This is a genomic window from Shewanella sp. 8A (genome assembly GCF_023475945.1).
In the GTDB taxonomy this organism is placed as follows: Bacteria; Pseudomonadota; Gammaproteobacteria; order Enterobacterales; family Shewanellaceae; genus Shewanella; species Shewanella xiamenensis.
Window position 1 is genome coordinate 36,821 of record NZ_JAMDJP010000012.1, and the last position, 23,414, is coordinate 60,234.

General features: G+C 47.5%; 18 protein-coding genes. 9 read left to right on the plus strand and 9 right to left on the minus strand.

Annotated features, from left to right (window positions below):
- Positions 1–201: 201 nt before the first annotated feature.
- Complete coding sequence (locus M0413_RS11080; RefSeq protein WP_249554147.1) at positions 202–1,491, minus strand: alpha/beta fold hydrolase; 1,290 nt, start codon at positions 1,489–1,491, stop codon at positions 202–204.
- A 179-nt stretch (positions 1,492–1,670) separates the two neighbouring features.
- Between M0413_RS11080 and M0413_RS11085 the strand changes: the two genes are divergently transcribed.
- From M0413_RS11085 to M0413_RS11125, 9 genes are all read left to right on the plus strand, one after another.
- Positions 1,671–2,315, plus strand: a complete 645-nt coding sequence (locus tag M0413_RS11085) for an MBL fold metallo-hydrolase (protein WP_037420082.1) — start codon at positions 1,671–1,673, stop codon at positions 2,313–2,315.
- Between the two features lie 324 nt (positions 2,316–2,639).
- A complete protein-coding gene (locus M0413_RS11090; protein WP_249554149.1) occupies positions 2,640–4,379 on the plus strand; it encodes a methyl-accepting chemotaxis protein in 1,740 nt (579 codons plus the stop codon).
- 213 nt (positions 4,380–4,592) lie between these two features.
- A complete protein-coding gene (locus M0413_RS11095) occupies positions 4,593–5,606 on the plus strand; it encodes an XdhC family protein (protein WP_249554309.1) in 1,014 nt (337 codons plus the stop codon).
- The gene (locus M0413_RS11100; protein WP_249554151.1) at positions 5,606–6,328 is read left to right on the plus strand and encodes a nucleotidyltransferase family protein; all 723 of its coding nucleotides are present in this window, start codon (positions 5,606–5,608) and stop codon (positions 6,326–6,328) included. Before M0413_RS11095 ends, M0413_RS11100 begins: the two co-directional genes overlap by 1 nt.
- A 3-nt stretch (positions 6,329–6,331) precedes the next feature.
- Complete coding sequence (locus M0413_RS11105) at positions 6,332–6,829, plus strand: (2Fe-2S)-binding protein (protein WP_249554153.1); 498 nt, start codon at positions 6,332–6,334, stop codon at positions 6,827–6,829.
- A gap of 1 nt (position 6,830) precedes the next feature.
- Complete coding sequence (locus M0413_RS11110) at positions 6,831–9,077, plus strand: xanthine dehydrogenase family protein molybdopterin-binding subunit (RefSeq protein WP_249554155.1); 2,247 nt, start codon at positions 6,831–6,833, stop codon at positions 9,075–9,077.
- A 369-nt stretch (positions 9,078–9,446) separates the two neighbouring features.
- Positions 9,447–9,938: a DUF1097 domain-containing protein gene (locus M0413_RS11115; RefSeq protein ID WP_172589119.1), complete on the plus strand. Its 492-nt coding sequence runs from the start codon at positions 9,447–9,449 to the stop codon at positions 9,936–9,938.
- 113 nt (positions 9,939–10,051) lie between these two features.
- Positions 10,052–11,506, plus strand: coding sequence for a methyl-accepting chemotaxis protein (locus tag M0413_RS11120; protein ID WP_249554157.1), 1,455 nt, complete (start codon positions 10,052–10,054; stop codon positions 11,504–11,506).
- 1,278 nt (positions 11,507–12,784) lie between these two features.
- Entirely contained in the window at positions 12,785–13,432 is a 648-nt protein-coding gene (locus M0413_RS11125) for a hypothetical protein (RefSeq protein WP_140907269.1), read from the plus strand.
- Positions 13,433–13,895: 463 nt separating this feature from the next.
- Here the strand turns inward: M0413_RS11125 and xthA are convergent, their stop codons facing one another.
- The 8 genes from xthA to M0413_RS11165 all read right to left on the minus strand — a co-directional run bounded on the left by xthA (position 13,896) and on the right by M0413_RS11165 (position 23,159).
- Positions 13,896–14,708 (minus strand): exodeoxyribonuclease III, encoded by an 813-nt coding sequence (xthA, locus tag M0413_RS11130; protein ID WP_249554159.1) that lies wholly within the window; start codon positions 14,706–14,708, stop codon positions 13,896–13,898.
- Positions 14,708–15,007, minus strand: coding sequence for a YciI family protein (locus M0413_RS11135; RefSeq protein ID WP_011072939.1), 300 nt, complete (start codon positions 15,005–15,007; stop codon positions 14,708–14,710). Before M0413_RS11135 ends, xthA begins: the two co-directional genes overlap by 1 nt.
- Positions 15,007–15,552 (minus strand): septation protein A, encoded by a 546-nt coding sequence (locus tag M0413_RS11140; protein WP_037420040.1) that lies wholly within the window; start codon positions 15,550–15,552, stop codon positions 15,007–15,009. Before M0413_RS11140 ends, M0413_RS11135 begins: the two co-directional genes overlap by 1 nt.
- Before the next feature lie 160 nt (positions 15,553–15,712).
- The gene (gene fhuF / locus M0413_RS11145; protein WP_249554161.1) at positions 15,713–16,735 is read right to left on the minus strand and encodes a siderophore-iron reductase FhuF; all 1,023 of its coding nucleotides are present in this window, start codon (positions 16,733–16,735) and stop codon (positions 15,713–15,715) included.
- A gap of 91 nt (positions 16,736–16,826) precedes the next feature.
- Positions 16,827–19,040: a TonB-dependent siderophore receptor gene (locus M0413_RS11150; RefSeq protein WP_249554163.1), complete on the minus strand. Its 2,214-nt coding sequence runs from the start codon at positions 19,038–19,040 to the stop codon at positions 16,827–16,829.
- Between the two features lie 84 nt (positions 19,041–19,124).
- Entirely contained in the window at positions 19,125–21,017 is a 1,893-nt protein-coding gene (locus tag M0413_RS11155; protein ID WP_249554165.1) for an IucA/IucC family protein, read from the minus strand.
- Positions 21,018–21,021: 4 nt separating this feature from the next.
- Entirely contained in the window at positions 21,022–21,663 is a 642-nt protein-coding gene (locus M0413_RS11160) for a GNAT family N-acetyltransferase (protein ID WP_249554167.1), read from the minus strand.
- A complete protein-coding gene (locus tag M0413_RS11165) occupies positions 21,663–23,159 on the minus strand; it encodes a lysine N(6)-hydroxylase/L-ornithine N(5)-oxygenase family protein (protein WP_249554169.1) in 1,497 nt (498 codons plus the stop codon). Before M0413_RS11165 ends, M0413_RS11160 begins: the two co-directional genes overlap by 1 nt.
- Positions 23,160–23,414: the final 255 nt, after the last annotated feature.

The window sequence follows — 23,414 nt, forward strand, 5'->3', positions numbered from 1 at the left end:
ACCCGCTCCCCTGTATTTTGACGATTATTGTCATGCACTCAACTTTGTTGAGTGCATTTTTTCAGCAAAAAAAAGAGTAATCCAACTCGGATTACTCTCACGGAAAATAGGTCGTTGAACGTTGTAGCCAAAATCACTCATTTGGATGAGGAGCCTGCACACAATGACAGCTTTTACTTAATTAACCCTTAAAATTAACATTTATCTTAAGAGTTCACCGCGGTTGAGACTGATGAGCTTATCTAAGATCCGCTCGCCATCCATTCGAATACCATTGTGTTCATATTCTGAGGTTAACCAATACTTTAGGTGCGCTACCTGTTTGGCGGTTTCTAGGCTGAAATCCATCTCGACATACATATCTTCGCTATAAATCGCGGCCGCAACTGGGACGCGGTTTTGGCTGAGCTGCTCAAGATTGTAAAGCGCTGGCCAGTCCGTTTTATGGGCAAGAATATTGGCTGCGGCTTTAAGTGGCGCTAAATGGCTAAATTGTTCAAACATCCAAGGGTAAATCATCTCGCCAGTAAACAGGAAAGGCTTACCCACTTGATAGTTAAAGGCCGGATACTGCTCCCGTACCCTATGGGCAGACCACTGTGACGCACTGTGTTGGCAGTAGATTGCCTCGTGTAACAGGGCAAAAATTGGGTTGGTGTTATAGTCGAGTAATTGGCAGAAATGATTTAAAAACAGCGGGTTGACATAATCACCTTGGGGCGAGTGCACTAGGGCCTGTTCAAGCAAATAGTAAACTGACTCAGGGCCTTGCTCCATGCCTAAATTAATGCCAAGCAGTTGCAGCATTTCAACCGTGAGGCGTTCACCCGTGGCTAACTGCACTGGATGTTCGAGTAAATGTTTGGCGAGGCGAGTCACCAGATGCTGCGCATCGTGGAAGCGCTGGAAGAAGTCCTTATTCTTGGCGAGTACGCGCTGATAGGTGGCTTGATAAACCTCATCACTGCTGCTCGTGAGGGAAGGAATACCACCTGTGATATAGGCTTCACTTACGCCCTGAGGCGCAGCACTTAAGTAGTGCAGCACGCAGAAACCACCAAAGCTTTGACCGAGGATAGCCCACTTGTCGGCGGGGCAGAGCTGGGTGCGGATTGATTCGGCGTCACGGACGATATTGTCGGCTCTAAAATGGCTTAAATATTCGGCCTGTTGCTCAGGGGGTAAGTGACTGAGGCTCTGATAATTGATGGGGCTAGAAAGGCCTGTGCCCCGTTGATCGAGCAATAAGACTCTAAACTCTTTGAGTGCTCGACGGATCCAGCCGCTATTGCTGGCGGGCCGCATAGCGGCAAAGCCAGGACCTCCTTGGAAAAAGACGATATAGGGTAATTTTTTATCTTTATTTTCAATGGCGCAAAGTTCTCTCGCAAACACAGTAATCTGCTCACCAATGGGTTGTTGGTAGTTGAGTGGCAAAGTAAATGTGTGTTTCTTGGCGAAAACACCAGCGAGCATCATATCGGGTTTCATCAATTGACCTTAAGGGCTAGGCTTGTTATTTATGGCAGATTGTATACAAAAGCCCTGTTGTCGCAAGTTAGGATTATTTGATTAGCCTTTGGTTGAGATCAATTTTTATTATAAAAAATTGAGCCATGATAACCCTCTTAGCGTAATCTATCGGCTATGGATAACACGAGATTGAAGCTATGAAGTACCAAATTATTCCTGTGACACCTTTCCAGCAGAATTGCAGCTTGATCTGGTGTGAAAAAACTAAGCATGCAGCGGTTGTCGATCCGGGAGGGAACGTTGACCGTATTTTAGGTGAAGTCACTAAATTAGGGCTGACCCTTGAAAAAGTGTTACTCACTCATGGTCATATTGATCATGTTGGCGGTGCTAAGTTATTAGCACAACAAACGAATGTACCCATCGTTGGTCCACATGAGGCGGATAAGTTTTGGATTGAAAATCTGCCTAAACAGAGTCAAAACTTTGGTTTTCCCCACTGTGATGCCTTTGAGCCCGATCGATACCTGTGTGATGGCGATACCGTCACCGTGGGCGAGCAAAGTTTGACTGTGCTGCACTGCCCTGGCCACACACCAGGACATGTGGCGTTTTATTCGGCCTCATCCAAGCTTGCATGGGTCGGAGATATTCTCTTTAGAAGCTCGATTGGCCGTACTGATTTTCCTCAGTCAAATCATCAAAGCTTGATCCATTCAATCACCTCTAAACTCTGGCCTTTAGGCGCTGATGTGGAATTTATTCCTGGCCACGGACCTATGTCTACCTTTGGCGAAGAGCGTGAACATAATCCCTTTGTGGCTGATCAGTTACTGCTCTAAGTTGCATAACACTGCGTCGATTGACTTAATATCAGCCAAAATGCGAGTTTTAATCAGGTACAATTCATATTTACTGTGCCTGATTAAACCTGCAAACCTCATCTCTGCTTGACACACATCTTGGGTCTTTTTAGTTAGATTTATCCGCAACTATCTATTTTTAAGCATTATATTTTGACCTAAACCAAATATCGGTTATTTACGCAACTGAGAGTCGCTCGTAACTCTGTGTATTATTCATCAAAATTCTGTTTTTTTTACTTTTTAGTTACATTTTACTGGCTAGACTTAAAGCTAACGTTGTAGGTGTCTATCGGGGTAACTATGAATACAAAAACGATGATGAGTGTTGTTTTTTCCACAATCGTCGCTAGTGCAGTGATTACGGCGGTGCTGAGTTTTAATGTCAAATCTAAGATTGAACTCTTTAATGATGCTGCGAATATTCGCTATCAATCCTACCAAATTGCTGATGAACTTCGGCAAAGTTCTGATGATTTGACCAGACTCGCCCGTACCTATGCGGTGACTGGGGATGAAAAGTACGAAAAAATGTATATGGATATTCTGGCCATTCGTAACGGTGAAAAACCTAGGCCGGAAAAATATCACCAGATTTATTGGGATTTGGTGCTCAGTTATGGCGATAAACCTAAGCCTGATGGCGTCAGAGTGGCCATCAAAAGCCAAATGAAGGCTTTGGGGTTTTCCGATGAGGAGTTCCATTATCTCGAGCAGGCACAGCAAAATTCTGATGCTTTAGTCGCCCTTGAGGTCAAGGCGATGAACGCGGTGAAAGGAATTTTTATCGATCCAAATACCCAAACCTACAGCATTAAAGGTGAGCCGAATCTCGCGATGGCGAGGGAATTACTACATAGCGATCAATATCATAGTGAAAAAGCCAAGATTATGCAGCCGATCGATCAGTTTTTTACCGCCTTGGATAAACGCACTGAGGGTGAGGTGAGTAATCGATTGGATTCTTTAAATATGGCACTCAATGGTTCGCAGTTTGTACTCTTTTTGGTGATTTTAGTTGCCGTTGGCGGCTTTATTATTGTTAAAAGTAGGATTGTGACTCCACTCGTACAAACCTGTCGCGAATTACTTGATATTCAAAGGTCTAAAAATCTTGCCCGTAGGATCTCAGTTTCGACTCAGGGTGAAATTGGGGAAATTGTTAGCCAAATTAATTTATTCATTTCATCTCTAGCCAGTTCATTAGCGACGACGGACAGTATTGCGAAGGAGGTGGCAGATCTCGCTAAACAAACCAAAGCTTCGATTCAAGTTTCCCGTCAAAGCTCAAACCGAGTCGCCAAAGAGCTCGATGCCAGTGCGAGCGCGATGGAAGAAATGACGACCACCTTAGTGCATGTTAGTGAGAGCACCTCGAACGCCGAAATTCGGGCAGCGGAAAATGAGACCCATGTGGGCGTTGGTCAGGATACGGTTTCAGAGGCATTGAATGCGATGGCGGTGCTCGAAAGTGAATTTACGACTACCCAAGATTCGATGCAGCATTTGGTGAATGAGAGCACTCAAGTCAGTAATGTATTAAGTGTGATTAAAGCGATTGCTGAGCAAACTAACTTATTGGCACTCAATGCCGCCATTGAGGCGGCGAGGGCGGGTGAGCAAGGGCGTGGTTTTGCGGTGGTAGCCGATGAAGTGCGTTCACTCGCACAGCGCACTCAAGATTCTACCAAGGAAATTGATGATATTGTTGCCAGTTTACAAAATCGCACCAATCAGGTGGGCAGCTCAGTCACCCAAGCGGCTAACTTAATGAAAAAAGCCTCAGGTGAATTGCAACGTATCGTGACGGTTTTTGATGATATTCGCCATAGCACTGCGGCGATTCATGGGATTAATACCCAAGTAGCGGCATCAACCGAAGAGCAATCTCTGGTGTCTAAGGATATTGCCACCAGTCTTATGGTAATCCGCGATAATTCCCGCGAAGTGTCACAAATTATTGAGCAAATCGAATTCACCTCTATTAGCTTAGATAATCAATCCCAAGCACTACGAACTAAGGCTGGTGAGTATCAGTTTTAACCCTTAGTTCAAGGCTATCTCACACTTGTTGACAGGGATGTCAGCTTTATCCTTTAGCTATTTTGTGTTTCCCCGCTTTTGCCCTTTTAAATTCAATTTTCCTTTGTTAGCTTGTTCTACATAAAGATAATTTTTTAATCAGTTACGCTGATTTCAATCGTGGATGCATTAAATGTGTCCCTAAGTTAGCGAAATAGAGAGGAGTCAATGTCGATGGATCACCAAATGGAAGACTTATTAGAACATTGGTTGCCCCTCGCGGATGATTCATGGGTGCTGGCGGTGATTACCCATATCCAAGGCTCGTCCTACCGTAAACCCGGCGCCATGATGTTATTCCACGAGTTTGGCCAAGGCGCAGGGATATTAAGTGGTGGCTGTTTAGAGGCCGATCTTCGCCGTCATGCGCAGCAAGCCATGCAATCGCAACAGATTACTTGTATCACCTATGATGCGACCGATGAATCCGATGCCAGCTACCGCCTAGGTTGTGGTGGTAAAGTCGATATCATGTTGATCCCTCTGCTTAAAGAAAATCATGATCTTGGGCTAGTGGACATAGTACAAGCGTTTCGCAAGGGGCTGTCGGGCTACTATCAATTGCCCTTAGTGCCTGCGGGCAGTGATGCTCGCAGTTACGCTGCACAGTTTTATCCGGCGCAAAGTGCCCCTTTTCCTACGGCGGACTTTCCAAAGGCGGGCATACTCAGTCAGCCTGAAGGGGAGGCGCTTATCATCCCACTCAGACCGCGATTTCATTTAGGGATTTTTGGTGGAGGAATAGATGCTAAACCCGTGGCAGCGATTGCCCACAGTTTAGGTTGGCAGGTGAGCGTGTTTGATACTCGAACCGCCTATGCGAGAAGCGCCGACTTTCCCCATGCCCATATCGTCAAGCAAAGCCTTGATGATGCCGAAGCGCTTGTCGCGCAATTAGATTGCGCCGTGGTCATGCACCATCACCTGAATTTGGATGCAGCGGCGCTCAAAGCTATTCAACCTTTTGATCTTAAATATGTTGCCCTCTTGGGGCCCGCTCATCGGCGGGATAAAGTGCTGGCGATGGCCGAACTCAGTACAGATTCGTTTAGTGGCTTTTTCTCGGCACCCGCGGGGCTTGCTCTTGGTGGCGAGTTACCGAGCGCCATTGCCTTGAGTATCTTGGCCCAATGCCATGGGGTGCTTCATGGCGCGGCATTTTCCTCGCTTGATGGAATGATGCCTTAATGCGCATCAGGCAAAGATTGCTCATTGCTGTGCTCGCGGCAGGTGAGAGCCGGCGCTTTCAGGGGGCGAAGCTGGCACAACGTTTATCAACAGTGGCGAGTGAGGGGCAAGGGCATAGCATCTTACAACGCCATATCGACCGTTTGGCTCGCTTCATCTCGGCTCCATTAGTAATGGGAGCATCCAATCAAATCACCGCAGAACTGTTGGTAGTGCTTGGTGCCCATCAAACATTATTGCGTCCGCAACTTGACGCTCTCGGAGCGGTAAAACTGACGTTACTTGATAATCCTAATTGGCAAACAGGTTTGGCGTCGTCGCTGCGAGTTGCGGCGGACTTTGCAAAAGCGCAGCAGTTTGATGGCATGTTACTCACCTTAGCGGATCAAGTCGCGCTGACATTTGAAGACTATCGGCTGGTGATTGAGATTTGGCAGATGAGTCAACAATCTGTGGCCGCTCTTTATACGAACGAAGCTGGGATGTTGAATGGACAAGGGACGTTGGATGAACAAGGGACGTTGGATGAATTAGGCGCCCCTGCTATTTTTAATGCCTCAATATTCGATTTATTAACGGATTTGACCGGCGATCGCGGCGCCAAATCCATCTTAAAACAACTGGCAAATATGGGTGAGTTAGTGGCTGTTCCCTTACCCCATGCCGCGATTGATATTGATACTAAAGCCGATCTTGCGTCGTGGTTGGCACTTAAGGAGTGAGTTATGGCAATACCATCCTCGGAGGCGACAAAGGACCAGAGTCTTGCGATGCCTTCCCAAAACCTGACCATTAATGGCAGATCCTTTACCTTAAATGCGGATCCGAATATGCCTATCCTCTGGGCGTTACGGGATATTTTAGGCTTAACGGGCACTAAATATGGCTGCGGCGCCGGACTCTGTGGCGCTTGTACCGTGCATGTAGATGGTCAGCCTGTGCGCGCCTGTTTAACCAGCGTATCCCAGGTGCAGGGTAAACAACTGACTACGATCGAAGGGCTGAGTAATCAAAAGCTTAAAAATGCTTGGGCCGAACACAATGTGCCTCAGTGTGGTTATTGTCAGGCGGGGCAATTAATGTCAGCAGCGGCTTTAGTCACTCAGCATCCAAAACCATCGGCGGAACAAATCGATGCTGCGATGTCGGGTAATTTGTGTCGCTGCGGTACCTATCCTCGGATAAAAGCGGCGCTGCAAAGCTATGCCAAACAGGAGGGCTAAGATGAGTACATTCACCGCAGTTGAAAATATCAGTCGCCGCGATGTGTTAAAACTCTTCGGCGCCGTCGGGGGCGGTCTCGCCCTTGGTGCCAGTGGCCTCAGTTGGAGTCCAATGGCATTGGCACAGGACCAACAGGCGCGGCTCAATCTGTTTATCGCTATCGGTGAGGACGACAAGGTCTATTTGACCTGCCACCGCTCCGAAATGGGTCAGGGGATCCGCACGGGGATTTTACAAATCTTGGCCGAAGAGCTAGAGGCTGATTGGGATAAAATTGTGCCTATTCAAGGGCTCGCCGATAAACGCTACGCCAGCCAAAATACCGATGGTAGTCGCAGTATCCGCGAAAACTATGATCGCATGCGTGAGATGGGCGCGATGGCTCGAACCATGCTTGAGCAAGCCGCAGCAGCCCGCTGGAAAGTCCCAGTGAGTGAAGTGCAGGCTAAAGATCATCAAGTGCTGCATGCCAAATCTGGCCGTGCTGCGCGCTTTGGCGAATTAGCCCTTGATGCGGCGGCGTTACCACTGCCTGCGGCTGATTCGCTGCGATTAAAGGCGGTTAAGGATTTCAAGCAAATTGGGGCTTCGCGTCAGATAGTCGATATGCAGGCCATGCTCACGGGAAAGGCTATCTATGGTTATGATATCCAAGTGGATAACATGCTTTATGCCAGCATTATGCGCCCACCCGTATTGGGGAGCGATGTGGCAAGTCTTGACGATAGTGCAGCGCGCAAAGTGGCGGGCGTGGTCGATGTGTACCGTTTGCCAACGCCCAAGGGCGCGCCCGCTTTTCAAGCCTTAGGCGGCGTAGCTGTGGTGGCGACAAATACTTGGAGTGCGCTGCAGGGACGTAAAGCCTTGCAAGTGGGCTGGACTCAGTCTGCCAACAGTAGCCACGATTCTAAAACCTATCTGCAAGAGCTGGTGGACAAGGTACAAGCTCCTGGCAAGTTGGTACGTCAAGTTGGTAATGAGGTCAAAGCTTGGCCGAAGGACTATACCCTTAAGGCGATTTATACCGTGCCTTACCTTATCCATTCCTCCATCGAGCCGCCTGTGGCCACCGCCAATGTGACCGATAAGGGCTGTGAAATTTGGGCATCGACACAAACACCACAGAGTACCCAGCAAAATGTGGCAGCAGCCTTAGGTATCGCCGAAGATGCGGTGAAAGTGAATGTGACGCTACTGGGCGGCGGCTTTGGGCGTAAGTCCAAACCAGATTTCAGTGTCGAGGCGGCGCTACTCTCCAAGCAATTTAAACGGCCAGTTAAGGTGAGTTGGAGCCGTGAGGATGAGATCCAAAACGGTTATTACCATGCTATCAGCGCCCAGTGTTATCAGGCCTTGTTCGATGCCAATAACAAACCAACGGCGCTGCTCGCGCGTACGGGCTTCCCGTCGATCAGCTCCACCTTTGCCGAGGGCGTTGAGTATCCATCCGGTGGAGAGCTGGATTTAGGCTTTGTCGATGTGCCCTTTGCCCTCGCAAATTTACGCTACGAGGCCGTTAAAGCCAGCGCCCACAGTCGTATCGGTTGGATGCGCTCGGTATGTAACATCCAACACGGGTTTGGCGTGGGCAGTTTTGTCGATGAAATGGCCCATAAAGCCAAGTTATCTTGCCCTGATATGTGGCGCAGCTTACTGGGCCAAGCAAGGCGAGAGACCTTTGAGAACCAAGGCTTTAAATATGGTAACTATGGTGAAGACTTAACTCGTCATCCCGTCGATGTGAGCCGTTATCTCAAGGTAATTGAGGCGGTTGAACAAGCTCAGGCTAAGGCGCCTAGAGCGGGTAAACATCAAGGTTGGGGCTTTGCCGTGCATCGCAGCTTTGTGAGTGTGGTGGCGGTGGCGATACGAGTTGAGGTCGGTAAGGATAAACAGCTTAAAGTGCTGAATGCCATTGCCGCGATTGATGCCGGCACTGTGGTTAACCCCGATAGGGTGAAAGCGCAGACCGAAGGCGCGATAGTCTTTGGCTTAAGCTTGGCACTAATGGGGGAAATCAGTTATCAAGAGGGTAAGGTTGTGCAGTCTAACTTTCATGATTATCCGCTGCTGCGTTTACCCCAAGTGCCAGAGATGGAGATCATCATTATTGACTCGGATGCGCCGCCTGCGGGTGTAGGTGAGCCCGGCGTACCGCCAGTGGCGCCTAGTCTGACCAATGCGATATTTGCCGCAACAGGCCTTAGGATCCGCGACCTGCCGGTTAATAAACAGTTAAAGGTGTGATGCTGTAAACGACACCTGAGTGAGCAAAAAAGCGCCTAATAAGCGCTTTTTTCGTTTTTTTACCACAAATAAATTGCTTGTTAGCAAATTTACGGGCATTAATGCCGAAAATTAGCAATAGATCAGGTTTTTGTTACCGAACTTGAGGTAATTTAACCAATATGTTTACTCAAGTGACCTAAGGTATGCGGACTCGCGTACACATTCATTTGAATCGGTTACTAGTCGGCCTGTGAGTCAGTTTTCGATTGCAGATCCCTACTAAAAATTGATCGACACGGAAGTGAAGGGCGCTATAACACCATAATACAGCCGCACCTTGAGCGCATTTGAGTAGTTAACTTCCGTGAAAACAATAAAGGGGTCATCATGGAAAATCGTTGGCAGGTCGCTATTTCTGCGGGGTTATTAGCCGCAATATGGTGTGGTATCGCAGATACTTTTCATCTTGTTACTTGGATTGGCTTTTTAGGTTGTAGCACGTTTTTTGCTCAGTCGAAGGCCGGTTTTCAAGGCGTGATGATGGCGTGGTGCACCAATATCTCCGGTGTGTTTTGGGCTTGGCTCATTATCAGCGGTAGCAGTTTTTTCGTATCGCCTGTGGCGGGTTATCTGTTTACGGGTATCGCTACCTCGGCAATGTGCCTACAGGCCAGTTATCAAAAACTCAGTTTTATTCCCGGTGCCTTTATCGGCTGTTGTATTACCTTTGCTATGGCTGGGGATGTGGCCAATATTGTGCCGCCTTTAGTGTTAGGCGCCCTGTTAGGTTTTTGCATGAGCTTATTGACGGCGCAGTTAATCACCCTTCGCCAAAAATGGTCAGCATCAACAGGTTCTGAAATCGCCAGTGCCGATTAATCTTCCATCACTTTTGTGTTCGCATGATAGCCATGCGGTAACTGAGTGATCGAATAGATGAGCTATAATGCTGATTTAGTACCCGATAGCTTTAGGTCTTAGGAAATATCAAGATGAAACAAATCCAGTTTCGCACCATTGATGCCATATTGATCAAGTTCAGTCTTAACGGCAAATTTTGGATTGTCTGTTCTATGGTGGCGTTAATCACGGCTACTATCGCACTTATCAATTACCAACATGCTCACCGCAACCTAGAAGCAGCCTCTTTGGCTCGAGTTCAGGCGACGGTTGATGCCTTTGCCCAAGTCGCAAATGCGCAACAGTTGCAGGGTGATGCATTATCAAAATTTGCCCGAGACAATGGGCTGAGTGTTGTCTCTCGCCAGACTGAGGCGCAGCGCCAAAGGGATAATGTCACCGCCAGCGCCACGGTGGCATCTGGCAGCGCGCTCGCACTGTCGCAAAATGTGTCCGAATGGGAAAGTGATGGCCGCAGCGATGCTAATTTGATGTTTTGGCTTGCATTAATCGGTTTATTGCCCTTATTCCAATTAAGCTATTGGATTTCAACTTCCCTCGGCGGTGGTCTGTGGGATATGTACATGGCCATCAAACGCTTAGCCGATGGCGACTTAAGTTTCAGATTAAACTTTTTCGGTACCGATGACTTCAGCTTAATCGCCCGCGAAATTGACCGCTGCGCCGACAATATGAGCGAAATGGTGAGCGCTATCCGCAATAATGCCCAAACACTTTCCCTCGCAGCTGATGAGTTTAATCAGCAAGCAAAAATCAGCGGTGAGTTAATTGGTGCCCAGCATCAATTTTTAGATTCAGTGGCTGTGGCAATGGCGCAAATGACTTCGGCGATTGAAGAAGTGTCGGTCAATGCCAGTAACACTTCACTACAGACTAAAGATAACGCCAGCCAAATGACTGCCAGCCAAGGGCGTATTAGCCATACGGTGGACAGCATTGGTTTGCTCTCAACCAAAATTGGTGCAGCCTTTTCATCGGTAGAACAGTTATCTAAGGATGCGGCGGCTATTGATGCGGTAGTGACAACCATCAATAGTATTTCTGGGCAGACTAACTTGCTGGCGCTGAATGCGGCCATTGAAGCGGCGCGCGCAGGTGAGCAAGGTCGCGGTTTTGCGGTGGTTGCCGATGAAGTGCGTACCTTAGCGGGACGTACTCAACAAGCGACAGTTGAGATCCAAGCGATGATCGAAGGATTGCAATCGGGCACTCGTCAGCTCTCCAATATCACCACTGAGATTGTGGACCGCGCCGATGAAGGCCGCAGTGCCATTGTTGAAGTGGGTAACGATGTTGAAGGGATGGCGCAATCGGTAAATGCCGTCTTTGATATGAGTAGCCAAATTGCCGCATCGGCGGAAGAACAAAGCGTTGCCGCCCGTGATATTGCTGGCCAGCTTAATGAGATCCGCCATCAATCCGATACCATTAAACAGACGGCGCAGCGCAGTGTCACCCTAGCGCATGATTTGCAGCAGGCTTCGGTTCAGCTTGAAGGCATTTTAAAGCAGTATCGAACCAGCTAAGCGATTGCTTTATGTGAATTAGGTTTATGAATCCTCATTAGTTTTGAAGCTTAACGCTCTATCTTTTGGCGAAGCGTAATAGCTAAAAAATGGCGGTTACATTTGATGTAACCGCCATTTTTATATTCTTAAAATAGGCAATATCGTTGATTTAGTTTAACTGTCAATTGACTGTACATTTGGCCAAAAATTTATACCCATGTCGTTTTGCTATTCAAAGGTAATAGGGCGAGTAACGTTGTCGAGATAGAAAGCCAAAGTCGCTAGTGCGACTTGGAAGTTATGTCAGTCTCAACTTTTTTCTAATGAATTAGCTCGATTTTTCCTCAGATGCAGTCCTGCGACTTTTGATGACTCTTATCCAAGCTATTTCGGCCTGTGTAGGTTGTGGAAGAACAGAAAGTGGATTATGTTGTTGAGCTAAAATGGATGGCCGGATTTTTCAATAGGATTTTTCTATAATATGAAAAAATTTATATCTCTAATCAGAGGGAGGGGAATTAACTATTTTTCGTATTTTTTATTAATCATTTTGATGACAATCATCGGAGCCAAGTCATTTATCAGGCCTATATACTTAACTGTTATTGATTCTAACCCGATAACTGGAAAATGTGACGATCTTTATCTTTACATTTTTAGTTTTGGTTTCTGCTCGTTTGCATTTGGGTTAGGAGGAATGACAGTTTCATTAGTCAAATTACTAACTAATTGGTCTAAACTAGGTAATCCTTTTTTGATTGCTGAAATTAAGGAGTACATTTTTATGGGCAGCGCAGTTGTGATTGGAGCACTATTGGTTTTGTTACTTTTGTATTTTCAGTAATTTCCCCAAATTTTAATGGACAGAACATAAGAACAGAAGCCATTAACTTTGGTCATAAAGCCTTCATGACCCAGCGAGCACTGTGCTAGATTTGACCTATTATTGCGAACATATCGAAAAGCGACGACGGCACTTTGCGGCAAGTTGTCATCATTTTCACATCAACTGACAACGACTTACATTACTCTGAAAGATGTCCTATACAAATGCCTCCCAAGCACGATGGGACGATATAACTTGTCTAAAATCCCCATTTTTTTAATGAATTAGCGCAAGTTATTGCCTTAGATACTGTCCCTGCGACTATGGTGGTTATTTTTAAGCAATATTAACTTTTACAAGTTGTAGGTAAACGGAAAGTGCATTATGTTGTTGATTTAAAATGTGTGGCCGGAATCCCATTTTTACAAATTAATTATTTTACGACTGTAACTCAAAAGGAATCGTCATAGATGAAAAAATCTATTCTGCTCACCATTGCAGCAAGTATGTGCTCATCATTTTCTTGGGCTGAAGTCTATGAGGACCACTCGAATCCAAATTTGCAACTTTGTAAAGATTTTAAGGCTTATCTCGAGCGTAATGTGGATAAACCATTGCAATGTGGTCTTGTAGCAGATGAGCAATTTAAAGGCTTTCGCTTGCCTAAGTTACAGCCTGCACCAGAGGGGCTAGGTCTACGTATTAATGTGCAAGCAAGAATGGTTATGAGTGATAGTTATCAAAAGCATTTAGATGAAGCAATCAGGCTAGAAAAAGGAAAGCGCTACCGAATAACTCGTTTAGATTTTAATAATGATGGTAATACAGAATCTGTGTTAGTTGAAGATTATCCGGATGAATGCTTACAAGCGCCACGTTACTATGCAGCTTATTCTTCATATGTTTATGATGAAAAGCATTTAAATATTGATTCGAGCTTTATTTCAACTCATAAGTCCTATGCTAACCAATCTGGTGAGCCGTTTTTTTATGATGGCAGAGTCTACGGCGCTGTGATAAGTAAATCTCTTGTAGAAATTTACGAGCCAAGAGGTTTTCGAGAGAATAAATTAGTTAGTACAAGACCAATTTGTTCATACAAAAAAATGGAAAACTAACAGTAGTTTTTTTTAACAGAAATTATGGACATTCAGCGTTAGTAACGCGGTAGTTAGCCTCTGGCTATGCTTTGGTTGAGCATTGAACAAGGAGGTTTGTATGCCGGGCCCTCGTAGAACCCAGATAAGTCTTGAACTGTAGTGCCATCAAGGCATTCGTGAATCCATTCACATCAGACGGGGCGGCCCTGCATCCAAGGATGGACTTGAACAACATCCGTGTTTAACGGCCATTTCGCCATCTGATAGGCAGGACGCCTGAATGTCGTGCAATGCAGGGACGTATGAGAACGACCATGGCTCTCGTTCATAAGCTTAGAAACCCAAGGTGTCTATTCATCGTGTCGTCGAACGAATATCATGGCTCGCCTATGAAGCCTGCACTTAACGTACTCATTCTTAAACAAAAACATCGGCCTAGGCCGATGTTTTTTATATCGATTAAAGTAGTCACTCAAGCGAGTTAGGCTTCTTTAAAGGTGCTCCAAATTGGCGCGTGATCTGAGGGTTTATCGATGCCGCGCAGCTCGTAATCGACGTCGGATTCGATTAAACGCGCGGCCAGTGACGGCGTGGCTAAGATCACATCGATGCGTAGGCCGCGGTTATCATCGAAGCCTTTGCTGCGGTAATCGAACCATGAATAACGTTCGCTGCGGTCGGGGTGCAGTTGACGGAAGGTATCCACCAGTCCCCAATCTTGCAGGGTTTTGAGCCATTCACGCTCTTCGGGTTGGAAGCTACATTTTCCGGTTTTTAGCCAACGCTTGCGGTTGACTTCACCGATGCCGATATCCAAATCGATGGGCGAAATATTGATATCCCCGATAATGGCGATATCTTCATCGTTGCTATGATTAGCGTGCAAATGCGCCATTAAGTCCTGATAAAACTTACGCTTAGCAGGGTACTTAGTCGGATGGTCAATGCTTTCGCCCTGAGGGAAATAACCATTCAGCACAGTTAGCGGACGGCCATTTGCCTGCGCAAAGGTGCCGATAATCATGCGGCGCTGCGCATCTTCTTCATCGGTTGCAAAACCCTTTTGCACCTTAATTGGGGCGACTTTGGAGAGCATGGCTACGCCATAGTGTGCCTTGCCACCGTGGTAATGCACGTGATAGCCCATGGCCTCGACTTCGGCGAGCGGGAAGGCTTCATCGTGCACTTTGGTTTCTTGCAGGCCGATAATATCGGGCTGATGGCTGTCGATTAACGCTTGCAACTGATGCAGGCGAGAACGCAATCCATTGATATTGAAAGAAACGATTTTCATTAAGGGAGAACTCGTTTGAAGGGCTTTACCACGACGCTTTGATATACGCCCGCAGCGAAGTAAGGATCGGCATCTGCCCAGGCTTGAGCCGTGGCTAACGAATCGAAATCCGCCACCACTAACGAGCCACTAAAACCCGCATCGCCAGGGTTTTCGCTATCGATAGCTGGGTGTGGACCCGCAACCAGCAGGCGACCTTCATCGGCCAGTTCCTGTAAGCGTGCTAAATGCGCAGGGCGCGCCGCTAAACGTTTTTCTAAGCTGTTCTCAACATCTTGAGCTGAAATCATATACCACATTATTTGAGTTCCTTGCGTTGATCTTCGGGAAGATGTTTATAAAGGTAAAAGACGGTGATTACGGTATTAATCAGGGTTAAGGCGGTGAGGCCAAACACTTTAAAGTTCACCCAAGTTTCTAATGGCAGACTAAAGGCGACATAGATATTGACTAGGCCACAGATGGCAAAAAAGCTTACCCAGTACCAAGTTACATGTGCCCAAATATTATCGGCCACCTTCATCTCTTTACCCAACATGGACTTTAAAATCGACTTGTCGAGTAGTTGGCTCACGCCAAGGGCTAGGGCAAATAACGCATAAATAATAGTGACTTTCCACTTGATAAAGGCATCGTCATGGAACACTAAGGTGAGGGTGCCAAACACTGTCACCATAGCGAAGGTAATCAGGTGCATCTTCTCCAATTTTTTATACAGCGCATAGGTCACGACTAATTGCAGTGCGGTGGCTGCGATTAAGGCGCCACTGGCGATATAAATATCGAAAAATTTATAGACGGCAAAAAAGATAACGAGTGGCAAAAAATCAAGCAGTTGTTTCATAAATAATCGTGTTAAGAAGACGTGGGCTTGAGTGTAGCACGGGGGGCTAGAGGGAAAAAGCCGTGAAAGGTGACCGATTGCTAACTGTTGCATGAAAGCGGCGGCAACGGCTGTTGTAATCCATATAGTCCATCAAGTCTGCGAGCTGCGACCGATAATGCTAAGCGTGAGCAGCACATTTTGCTTGGGCGCGCGTGGCTAACGGGCAATCGCCGCAGCGATGACTATTCGTGAGTTGATACCTTAAGCAGCACACGCGGCGAATATTGCCCACGTCAGCAACTGGGGCGGGTAGCAGATTAATGCTGTTATAGAGTGGATTAACCTCGCCATCGTCAAAGGATGTTGTGTTAAATAGCAGCGCCTTGAGGTGCTCAAATTCAATTTCTGGCAATGCCATTTCGCCTAAATACCAGTGAATAAGGTAGCCTAAATGGCTCCAATACAGCTTTGCGGGTGTTGGGCTTAGACTGGTTAATCGCTCAATGCTAGGGATTAGATGGTTTTGAATCCACTTAATAAGTTGTCGCTCGCGGTGGGGCTTTAAGACCGTGGTTTTAACTATGGCGGTTTTCACCTTAGGAGTGGGTGTTAATTGAAACTCAAAACCTGCGACTCTGCCCGAATTGTGGGGCCGAAGATAAAAATGCTCAGGCGCTATATCAATCAGCTCAATTTGCTCAATCGTGCTCGCGAGCGAGTGCGGCGCGTTAATAATCCATTCCAACATGGGGGGCACTAACAGACCAAAATACCACTGTCCCCAGAGTGAGTGCAGGGCTTTGGAATTATGGCTATGGCTGAGCAATACCTGCTCGGGTATATTTTCTAACGGGATGGAAGATGAGGTTTTCCCCAAGGGTGGATAGGCCTTGGCAAAATCCAGTAATAGCGATTGATAAACGGTTGGCTGACTCCAAGTATCAATACTGAGTCCTTGGGGCTTGGTGGTTGCTACAAAATGCTGAGCATAAAAAGGGGCACGCAGCGCCAGTCGTTGATTAAACTCCTGAGCTACTCGAGTTAAATCCGCAGGGCTTAGCGCTGTTAAGTCGGTTGTTTGCGCGCCGCCTACAGTGCCAACACTCTGTGAGGGTTTGTGATGACACTGCTTGGTATGATCAGGTTGAGTTCCTCTGGAAAGCTTGGCTAAGGTCGGTAGCGTTTCCCTTTGGCGCGCCATAATCACTCCTTTGGCTTGAATTGATTAAACTGCGGTGAACGCTAAACTCACCGCAGTTTTCATTGATGAACAGCTGGTTATCGACAGTCCGTTAGAAGCGATAATCTAAATTCACGCTCATGCTGCGCGGGGTGCCATATTGGAACTGGCTATATTGCCCCACTTGGCTGTAATAGGTTTTATCCAAGGCGTTGTGCAGATTGGCGCTTAGCTTTAGCTGCTCGGTAAAGGCATAACTTGCCATTAAGCTTGCTAATGCGTAGGAGTCTTGCTCAACCTCGACTCTGCCTAAGGGCGAGTTCACGGTTTGATAGACTCGGCTTTGCCAATTGACCCCAGCGCCAAGCAGCAACTTGTTCCAATCGCCGCTAAAGGTGTAAGTGGTAAAGAGTTTTAGCTGCTGGCGGGGGGACGTGGTGTTGATGCGATTGCCCTTAGGATCATCGGTACTGAACTGGGTGTAGCCGAAGTAGATATTCCAGTCATCGGTGATTTTGCCCGTGGATTCAAACTCAAAGCCTTGGGTCTTAGTGCCGTTAACCTCTCGATACACTGGGATAGTGGTGCCTGGCAACACATCGCCAGTGCGTTCGCCAACATTGTCTTGGCGAATTTCAAATACCGACAACGACATATCTAAGCTTTCATCCATCAAGCTGGCCTTAATGCCCGCCTCGTAGTTTTTACCTTTGACGGGATCGATGTAACTGGCATCGATCCGCTGCAAGGTTTGCGGCGCAAAAATATCGGTATAACTGGCGTAAAGGGAGTATTGCTCGGTCAGCGCGTAGGTCAGGCCAAAATAGGTGGTGAGCTCATTGTCGACCTTAAAATCATACATGCTGCCAAAGTTATCTTGGTCGGTTTGCCACTGGTTAAGGCGCAGCCCCGCAAGTAATGCCAAGGCATCGGTTAGATTGAGCTGCGTGGCCACATAGGCGGCGCTTTGCTCGGTTTCGCCGAAGGAACCCGTGGTGTGAGTCTCCTTCCACTGCGGTTTTGGATACTGGAAGTTGGGATCGCGAAAATCTCCCAAGGGCGGTACGGCGGCTGTGGGATAATAGTACGGGTTGGCAAACTCTTGGCGCTGACCCGTCCAGCCAAAAGTGAGCTGATGTTCTTGGCCAAACAGGGCAAACATTCCCTGCGCCCGTAAGTCGAGGTTATGTTGGCTGCGGCTACCATCGACATAGGCGATGGAGCCTGCGGTTGCGCCTATGTTTGTTACCGGATCGGGATACCCCGTAGCCCAGAGTACATCGTATTTCAGTGAGTTATCGCCGTAACTGTAGGTGCCTTTTAGTTCCCAACCGTTATCAAAACGATGTTCAAGGCTGGCGAAGGTATTAAGCCCTTGAGTATGCGCCGAGGCCCAATCGGGGGCGGTAGAAGTGGCGCGATCGTAATTTGTACGGCTGCCATCACTGTGGAACAGCGGTAGACCGCCGGACATAGTGCCTTCGGGCGTGGTGTCTTGATAATCCACTCCTAAGGTCAGCATTGTGCTGGCGCTAATATCGGTTTCAACAATGCCATAGAGGGTGGTGCGTTGTTGCTCATATCTGTCTTGGAAGGATTCTTTATCCTGGTAGGCGGCGACAACACGGCCACGAATGCTGCCACTGTCATTTAAGCCGCTGGATAAATCGACCATACCGCGCAAATTGTTCCATGAGCCGATACTCACTGAGGTGCTGCCCATAAATTCTTGCGTCGGGCGTTTACGAATAAGGTTAATCGCGGCCGAGGGATTACCCGCACCCGTCATTAATCCTGTGGCGCCACGGACAATTTCCACCCGCTCGTAGATGGCGGTATCGATAAGGTTATCGCCGTAGTTAAAACGGGTGTCATAGGTGGTGGGAACGCCATCGTAAAGAATGCTAGTGACCGCAATCCCCCGCGAGCTGATGCTGTATCTGTCGTTGTCCATCGGCCTAGCATTGATGCCAGCCACGCTGGTCATGGCGTCGATCACGCTGTTTAGTTGTTGATCGTGCATCATTTGGCTAGTCACTGAGGTGACGGATTGCGGCGTCTCTAAATAGGACAAATCTAAGCCCGTTGCCGTATTCATCGCCTGAGTTTTGTAGCGATTATCGTGGAGATCCTTAGCGCCAACGACATTAATGATTTCAATGTCTTTGGTGGTTTTTTTCTGGGTGTCGCTGGCATCGGCATAAGCATAGGGCATGCTGAGTATGGCAGAGCAGAGGATAAGCTCAGGGCGTGTGATGGCGAGTTGGCAGTGCGCCGCGAGTCGGTTGAGGGGGAAGGTTTTCATAATAATGATCTTAAATTCCATTTAGGCTGTTTGATTGACTAGGTTGTTTTTGGGCACAGATGAGTGCCCAGGGTGGGCGCAGGCCCACTCAAGGTTAAAAATGCTTTAGGGTTTTAGCTTCATATTTGCTGAGCCAAAGGCATGGCTTTGCCTGAAGGCGGCTAGCGGATTATCAAGTCCGCCCGCAAAGCGCAGATTTTTTTCTCGGTCGGCAAGGTCAATCATCTGCTGGTTGTTATTAAGCTGAATGCGATTCAGGCAAGTGCGCACGAAGCTGTCTTTAAAGAGATCGTATTGTGCAAATTTGTCCGCCAAGTGCGGATGCTGCGCTTGATAGTCGCGCACATTGTCTGCCACAAGCTCCCAAAATAGCGCTTCACTGACCTCGGTTTGCTTATCCAGAATGGGCGCTAAATAACGGAAAATACAGTCGAAAATATCGAGCAAGATATAGTTGAGCTTCATCTCTTCCTCAAGCTCGACCGCAAGGCGCTGCACTTCTTGCGGCAGTGGCTCGCTGCCGTTCAGTACTGCGACTTCTTCGCCGATATCCTTCATCAATATTTTGACTGGGATGCCAGCATCGAGCACTAAAATCAGGTTCTCGCCATGGGGCATAAACACCAGATCGTAGGCAAAGAAGGCGTGCAATAGCGGTGATAAGTAGAGGTTGAGATAGCGCTTGACCCACTCCTTGGCGCTTAAGCCCGAGTCGGCGATTAAGGCGGCAAGCAGGGCTTGCTCCTGATGATCGACGTGTAATAGCGCCGCCATGGTCATCAGGGTTTGCTGCGGCTCAATATGCGGCAACGGACTCTCGCGCCACAGCGCCGACAGCATTTTCTTATAGGCGCTATCTTGGGTGAGTGCCTCTTCGTAATACCTGTGGTGATAACCAATTGCGGCGATTTCTTTTAGGATCACAAAACCTTGCTCGGCAAAATAGCTGTCGCTTTCTATAAGCTTGGCTACCCAAGCGTTGATCTGCGGGGTGCAGCTCATATACAGCGGCGAAAGCCCGCGCATAAAGCCCATATTTAAGATAGAAAGCGCGGTTTTGACGTAGCATTTTTGCGGCGCACTTAAGTTAAAGAAGGTGCGGATCGATTGCTGAACTTGGTAGCAATCTTGGCTTTCGCCTAGGTAAATAATGTCGCCGCGGGCGATTTCGCCAGCAAAGGTGCGGGCAATTTTTTCGCGCCATTGCCACGGATGAACGGGCATAAAATAAAAGCTATCGGCCGCTTGTCCCAGTGCGCTTAAGTGTTGTTGAAACTCGGTGAACTGTTCACCAAGCTCTTGTTTTAACAAACTATCATGGTCTAATCCTTCGAGAGCGGAGAAGGTGGTTTTGTCCTTACGTACCGCAATCCACACTAGCTGAAGCGCGCTGGCACTCTCGGGGGCAAATTGGTAATAGTCCTGCATATCAAAACCAATGCGGCCATTGTTGGCAATAAATACCGGATGCCCCTCGGTCATGCCCGCCTCAATAGTCTGATAATCGGCCTTAGCGAGTGTAGCGGCGGGGATGGCTTGATGGGCCAACTTGTAGGCCTTGCTGTAGAGGGTGCTGGTGATTTCTTCAAGATAAGTGGGCAACAGGGTTTCACTCATGCCCAAGGCATCTTTCAGTTGGATAATCAAACTCATGGCATCGAGTGGCTTGTCTTGGCCCGCACTGCTGACTCGGATAGAATCTGTCGCGATATCAAGGTGGTCGAGCTGATAATGGCGCGCGCTAAAGTAGTATGTGCAGTCATTTAACCTGAGCTCATAGTGATTTACCTTTGCGCCTTGGGCGTAAATCTGTGGGCTGATGAGCTTCTCATGGGTAAATTCACAGAGAATTTTTTTCACCAAATGGCGATTGGCAGCCTGCCAATGCTGGGGCGTTAAATGGGCGGGCACATGGGCGTAAGAGGATAAAGCCTCGATATTCGGCAACTCGGTTTGGGCGAATGGTTTGAGTAATAAGGTGTTAGTGGCTAAGTTCATCGGTTCACCTACAAAGTGATAAGGTTAAAAGTGACTGGGTAACAGGACGATTTTTACTCGGCAATTGGTGGGCAGCTTGAGTTGTCGTCTGGCGGCTTTGGGCACTGCAAAAACCTAAAAATGCGGCTTTGGTACTGAGTTGAATGGCTTTTTGGTAGCGGATCCCGATTTGGCAATTTAAGCGGTGGATTTTGTGGTTTTGCTGATCCGGCTCGACCACGAGTCGCGTAAAAGCAAGGGTTTCAAGGACAAGTTGGGCGATAGTCTCCATCACTTTGCGGGATAAGCCATGAACGGGTTTGCCTTCAATCGGCGCAAGAATTAAATGCATACCGCAATCGAGCGGCTTAACCTGATAGTGCAGGCCAATTTCGTCATGGGCTGGGTCGTAGAGTTCCACCATAAATAAAGGTTTTGCCCGCCATTCCCCAATCAGTGCCACTTTGTGTTCCGAGGGCGCCATAGCGGCTGTAATAGTTGCTTGCGTCATCCCCTGCATGCCCCAAAACTTGGCATAGTCTTGGTTAAGCCATGATTGCAGCATGGCAATGTCTTGCTCAAGGTTCAGTGGTTTAAGCACAAACTCATTGATTACAATCTGTTTTGAGAGTAAATCTAAACAGCGTTGGCTCCATTGACTGGCCATTACAGTGCCTCCTTATTCGGTGCCATTAAGGCCGGTGTACTGCCACCAGAAGGGCTTATCCGTAGCACGGTTTGTGGCTCATTACTGGGTTGTTGCGTGGGCTTGGCTGACGGATTTAACTCCTGACAAGGCTTAGAAGACGCAACCGCTGAGTGAGTGTTGCTTTCGACGGGTTGGTTTTTCGCGTCGTTGATGTTGTTGGGGTCAAAGGTTTGGAAGGCGATCCGCGTTTCAATCGGATAGGGGGCGTAACCTAAAACCGCTTGCAGAATGATGGCATTGCGATAGCAGCCCATACCCAAATCGGGTGAGCTAATGCCATGGGTATGTAGGCCCGCATTTTGGATAAAAATATCGCCTCTGACATCGATGCCATAGTCACGCTGGATGGCGAGTTGGCCACGATCATCAAATTCGATTTGTGATTTAATCCCTTGAATAAACTCGGGTAAACGATATTGATAGCCAGTGCCTAAGACGACGGCACCTGTCAGTTGCTCGAAGGCATATTCTTGCTCGAGGTGGTTGAACTTGAGTGTCAGCTTGTCGCCCGAGGTATCGATTGCTGTCAGTGCCACGTTAGTCAGCAGCTGGCATTGGATATCGCTGACTAAACGCTTTTGGTAAAGCAGGTCATAAATATCGTTGATTAGCTCGGCATTGATCCCCTTGTAGAGGGACTTTTGCTCTGCGATTAAGTGATGGCGTTTTTCCGGCGACAGTTCGTGGAAATAATCCACATAATCTGGTGAGGTCATCTCTAGGGTGAGTTTGGTGTATTCCAGCGGATAAAAGCGTGGCGAGCGGGTCATCCAATTTAGTTGATAATCATAAATATCAATGTCTTGTAGAAGATCGTAAAAGATTTCCGCTGCACTTTGGCCACTGCCAATCACGGTAATGGCACTTTGGCTTTGCAAGTAGGCTTTTTGCCGGATATAGCTGGCGCTGTGCATGACACGCGGGTCTTGAATTGGGCAATTATCGGGTAGATAGGGAGTCGTGCCAGTACCTAATACCAGTTTGCGGCAGAGATAAGTGTGGGGTTTACCACTGCGTCTATCTACTCCCGTAACATGGTAGATGCCTTCACCGGCGTTGTAATCTAATTGTGTGACCTTAAAACTGAATCTCAGATTGGATAGTTGTGTACTAACCCATTGGCAATATTGGTTATATTCATGCCTTGGGAGAAAGAAGTTTTCACGGATATAAAAGGAATAGAGTCGGCCTGTTTGTTTGGCAAAGTTAAGATAACTAAAACGACTTGTCGGATCGGCCATAGTGACCAAATCGGACATAAAAGGTGTTTGTAATCGAGAGGAGTTGATCAGCATACCCGGGTGCCAATCAAACTCGGTTTTAGCATCTAAAAATAAACAGCTGAAGTTATTAAGAGGTTCACACAGAGCCGCCAGTCCTAGATTAAATGGGCCTATGCCAATGCCGAGTAGATCGTAAATCGTACGATCAGTTTCCTTTTTTGGGGTAGTCACTTACGCCTCCTTGAATTCCTATTAAAACGGTTGCAGCCACCATCGACTGATGGATGAGTAGATGAGTGGACCTCTCTACTGTTGCTTTATGAATCATTCTTTTGTGCTGCCGAACAGGAGCTTTACCGCTTGTTTTGCTATTACTCGCTCAGTGCAACGAGGAATAAATTAGCATCATGAAAATTACAAATGCAAATCATTCTCATTTGTTGCTTGTCGGATGAGTCGTACTTTTGACTGTTAAATAAAAGGCTG